Origin of the sequence: Streptomyces sp. SID13726, from assembly GCF_010548375.1 — a bacterium.
In the GTDB taxonomy this organism is placed as follows: Bacteria; Actinomycetota; Actinomycetes; order Streptomycetales; family Streptomycetaceae; genus Streptomyces.
In genome coordinates this window covers 1-687 of sequence record NZ_JAAGLY010000093.1, presented here as the reverse complement: position 1 = coordinate 687, position 687 = coordinate 1, and the positions used below count along the sequence as shown (strand labels likewise).

Sequence of the window (687 nt, the reverse complement as noted above, 5' to 3'; positions counted from 1 at the left end):
AGCGCGCGGAAGGCGAACCCGTCCGGGTCGGTGAGGCCGGCGGCGTTCCTCCAGGCCCGCCACGTGCGGACCGGGCAGGTCGAGGGCCGGGAGCCCTGGGGGACCTTGACCTTGCGGGGCTTGGTCTTGGAGACCCGGACGTCGGCCAGCAGGCCGTTCTCGTGGTCGACCAGGTCCCGCAGCCGCAGGTAGGCGATCTCGTGCTCGCGGGCCATGAGCGCGAACGCGAGTGTGCCGATGGCCCGGTTGCGCAGTCCCAGCAGGTTGTCGGGGGCGGCGGCGACGGCGGCGCGCAGCTGCGGGACGGTGAACGCGGGGGCCGGGCCCCGGCCGCGGACCTCGCCGGTCTTCTCCATCTCGCGGACCTTGGCCTGCAGGACCCGGCGGGCGCGGGTCGCGACCGTCTTGGCGAGCAGCAGGCCGTGCTCGACCCGGCCGGTGACGACCACGCCGGACAGGCGGCGGTCGATGGTGGAGGGCGCGGTGTAGGTGCCCTCCTTCCATCCGGGCTGCCACCACAGCCACTCGACGAACGCGGTCAGGGAGCCGGGGGTGATGGCGGTGACCGGGAGTTCGAGCAGCGCGCAGAACTGGGTCCACTGCTTCCAGTCGGCGGCGTAGCCCTCGACCGTGTTCGTCGGCCGCATGGCCTGCTCGTGCGCCTTGGAGCGGTCCTCCAGCTCCTGG

1 pseudogene is annotated in these 687 nt (G+C 73.7%); it reads right to left on the bottom strand.

The annotated features are described in order from the left end of the window. A pseudogene (locus tag G3I78_RS46510) lies at positions 1 to 687 on the bottom strand (integrase); the annotation flags it as partial.